The following is a 4,038-nucleotide window of genomic DNA, read 5'->3' as shown; positions in this document are numbered from 1 at the left end:
GTAGATAACTCATCTTTAAATGGTGAATCTGAAGAGTGTACTAAAATAGCTATGTTAGAGCATGAACTTGAGATAGCAGCTGATGGAGAGTTTAAGTTAACAGGAGATGTTTTTGTTGATAAACATTCGTTATTCAGAGGTGCAGTTACAGTTAGTGGAACTGGGGTTATGAAAGTTCAAAGAGTTGGTATGAAAACAGTTATGGGAAGCATGGCTGAAGATATGGCTGACGATGATGTAGATAGTCCATTAAAAGTTAAGCTTACAGAACTTGCAGGAAAAATATCTAAGTTTGGATATATTGGTGCAGTAGTCATTGGTTTAGCTTTAATGCTTGAAAATGTAATGAGTGCTGGTGGATTTTCGCAGTACTTAGCAATGACAAGTGGAATAGATATTTTTAAAGAAATATTGGCAGCACTTATGCTTGCAGTTGTTATCATAATAATGGCAGTTCCAGAAGGACTACCTCTTATGATTGCAATAGTTTTAATGAGAAATACATCAAAAATGTTACAAAAGAATGTACTTGTAAGAAAGCCAATTGGAATAGAGACAGCAGGTTCATTAAATATTTTATTCTCAGATAAAACAGGAACTATAACCAAAGGTCAACTTGAAGTTGTAGAATTCTTTGATGGAGATGTAAAAAATTCCTATAATGAAAGTAAAAAGATAAAAGAACTTATAGGGATGTGTATTGGTAAAAATACAGGAGCTATGTTTGATGGAGATGGACATGTAATTGGTGGTAATGCTACCGATAAAGCTTTATTAAATTATTTAACTAAAGAAGGTATGGAAAGTCTTTCAAACATCCAAATTAAAAAATTACAAGCCTTTAATTCAGCTAACAAATATTCAGCAGCTGAAATTGATGGAAAAACAGTATATAAAGGAGCACCAGAAAGATTATTAGGTAAAGCTACTAAGTATATTGATGAAAATGGAAGTATAAAAGAAGTAAATAAAGATATAATAAATGCTAAAATTGATGCCCTTGCTAATAAGGAAATGAGAGTATTATCTTTTGCTTACAGTGAAAAACCTTTAGTAGAAGATACACTTCCAGATGACTTAGTAATTGTAGGGTTTGTTGGAATAAGAGATGATGTAAGACCTGAGGCGAGAGAAGCTATTAAAGAAGTTCAAAATGCTGGAGTTCAAGTTGTTATGATAACTGGGGATAGAAAAGAAACAGCATTTGCAATAGCAAAAGATTGTGGACTTATAAGCTCAAGTGAGCATATTGCATTAACATCAGAAGAATTAAATAAAATGACTGATGATGAAATTAAGAAGATACTTCCAAACCTTAGAGTTATCGCAAGAGCTCTTCCAACAGATAAATCAAGAATGGTTAAGATTTCACAAGAATTAAACTTAGTTTGTGGAATGACTGGAGATGGAGTAAATGATGCACCAGCACTTAAGAGAGCAGATGTAGGATTTGCAATGGGATCTGGAACAGACTTAGCAAAAGAAGTTGGAGATATAGTAATTTTAGATGATAACTTTAAATCTATTGAAAGTGCATTACTTTATGGTAGAACAATTTATAATAACATCTTAAAGTTTATAAAATTCCAATTAACAATAAACGTAGCAGCAGTTGCAGTATGTGCAATAGCACCATTCTTAGGATTACCACAACCACTTCAAATTACACAAATCCTTTGGATAAACCTTATAATGGATGGACTTGGAGCTTTAGCACTTGGTTCAGAACCAGCTCTTAGAAAATATATGAAAGAAAAACCAAAGTCAAGAACTCAAAGCATTGTTTCAAAAAATATGATGGAACAAGTTTTAGTTGTTGGAGCATGGGTTGCTATATTAAGTTTCATATTCTTAATGGTTCCATTCTTTAAAAATATGTTTGCAACTGAAGAGCAACATTTAACTGCATACTTCTCAATGTTTGTATTAGCAGCAGTATTTAATGGATTCAACGTAAGAAGTGGAAGCGTTAATATATTTGAAAACATAGGAGAAAATCCAGGCTTTATAAAAGTTATGGGAATAATAGTTGTAGTCCAAGTTGTATTAACATTAATTGGTGGAAGCCTATTTAGTTGTAGCCCATTTGGAATAAAAGGATGGATTACAGTAATAATATTAGCTTTAACAGTAATTCCTGTAGATATGATAAGAAAAGCAATATTCAAAACAGCAGAAAAATAATTAATAAAGAGCAAGCCTTAATTGGTTTGCTTTTTTTGTGTTAAATAAATTATAAAGGTAGAAATTAATTATTCACAATCTTAAAGAAAGAACTTAACAAAAAAGTAAAAATAAAGTAAAATTAAAAGTGCGTAAAGTAATTTTATGGTAATTGAATAATATAAATAAAAGTGAGCGCTTATAGGTAAAGGGGAAAAGTAATGAAGCTTATAAATATTATAAATTCAATATTTAGAAAAAAGTACGAAAGAGATTATGAGAATCCAAGTTTTAGGAGTTGTTTCTATAGATTTATAGGTGTTGAAGATAGCAATGAGTATAATAATTTATTGAAAACTATTGAAGTAAGAATGGATGAGTATAAGGAAAGCTGTATTTTATTTGATGGGAATATTTCCTTAAGTGGAGAAATGGAGCTTATACAATATATTTATAATGAACTTTCATCTATGGATATTTTTAATATGAAGTATCAAGACATTACTATATTTAATAATAGAGAGATAAATATAAAGTTTTTAGAAGCTTTAGATTATGTAATTCCTATAGCTATAGAAAAGGAAAAGTTTTTTAATGATAGTGTTAGAAATAATTTTATAACTAAACTTATAGTATGGGCTTATGTTCACTTAAGAGAGATTGATTTTGATGGAGATATTATTCCTAAAGGGATTTATTATGGTGAAATAGGAAAGCATGAAATATATTTTTTAATTTTAATGCATAGGATGGGTTTTGATGTAGTCTATATAAATCCATTAAAAGAAACTTTATTTAAGGATATAGACAAGGACAGTGAACTTGTAGAAAATATGGGGATTTTAAGTATAGAAACCTTTAAGGACAGAGCAAAGAATGGAAAGTTTATTGAGGGAATAGAAACTAATACAAAGGTTTTGCAAAGAGAAATTGAGGGGGAACTTTTTAATGGAAGTACTGGAATGTATAAGCCATGGCAGTTTAGAGATGGATATACAAAGGCTGTTTTATTAGATTCTATTTTAGAGGATATTTACACATATTTTAATGAACCAGCAAAGCTTAGAGTAGGCTTTGAAGTTAAGGATGATACTGTGAAGGTTCCTTGTATGTTTTTTAAGATTGATGGACAATATGAGGATATATTTAAGTATCAAAAGCTTATAAAGTTTTGCACAACAGGAGAAAATATCTTTTTTATAAATGGAAGGCAATTATCAAACAATAATTCAGTATCAGAGGATATGTATAGCATTATGTTTCATCAGTTAAGTAATGGTGAGTTTGATATAGAAGGGATAAAAAAACTTAAAAGATATAAGTTTTCTAAGTATAGTACAGAGACTCAAAATTTTCTTTTGAAGAAGTTTAATGAAGTTATTACTAGAAAGGATATTTATAAAAAAGAATTTAAAGAAAAGCAGATTTTAAGATTATTAGTTTTAGTTCTTGAGCTAAATAATAATGTTTTAAGACTTATAGATAATTTTGATTTTACGGGGAATATTCCTAAATTAACTGTATTTATAGAAAGGGAAAAAGGTCTTTCAGAAGAGATACAATTAATACTTGGATATTTGCATGTAGTAGGCTTTGACATAATTATATTTAATCCATCAGGGTTATGTAATTTAAATAATGTACTGAGAGATAAGATTATAGTTTCAGAAAGATTAGAAGTTATGAAATATGACTCTATGTATAGAACTATAATGAGTGCAAGGGAAGGATTCTTTTCAAGACTTTTAAGTAAATAGGGGGAAACTATGGTGAATGACAATAATATGGGCAATTCTATGCAACAAGGATATGGACAAACTCAAATGATGAATAATGATTTTAGCATGGGCAATGACATGAATATGAATATGAATA

At 29.5% G+C, this 4,038-nt stretch carries 2 protein-coding genes; both read left to right on the top strand.

Annotated features, from left to right (window positions below; all coding sequences use genetic code 11):
* Positions 1-2,184: cation-translocating P-type ATPase (locus ACRDDY_RS16395; protein WP_438566011.1), on the top strand; the 2,184-nt coding region annotated here is incomplete at its 5' end.
* A gap of 200 nt (positions 2,185-2,384) precedes the next feature.
* The gene (locus ACRDDY_RS16390) at positions 2,385-3,920 is read left to right on the top strand and encodes a YceG family protein (RefSeq protein WP_438566010.1); all 1,536 of its coding nucleotides are present in this window, start codon (positions 2,385-2,387) and stop codon (positions 3,918-3,920) included.
* Positions 3,921-4,038 lie beyond the last annotated feature (118 nt).

The sequence above is a fragment of the Clostridium sp. genome, from assembly GCF_051656525.1.
GTDB lineage: Bacteria > Bacillota > Clostridia > Clostridiales > Clostridiaceae > Clostridium.
The sequence above is the reverse complement of the archived record's forward strand: the minus strand, read 5'-3'. Positions and strand labels throughout refer to the sequence as shown.

What these genes read in the sequence shown, in the direction of transcription:
- ACRDDY_RS16390 (WP_438566010.1), top strand. Translation starts at nt 2,385, where the DNA reads ATGAAGCTTATAAATATTATAAATTCAATATTTAGAAAAAAGTACGAA.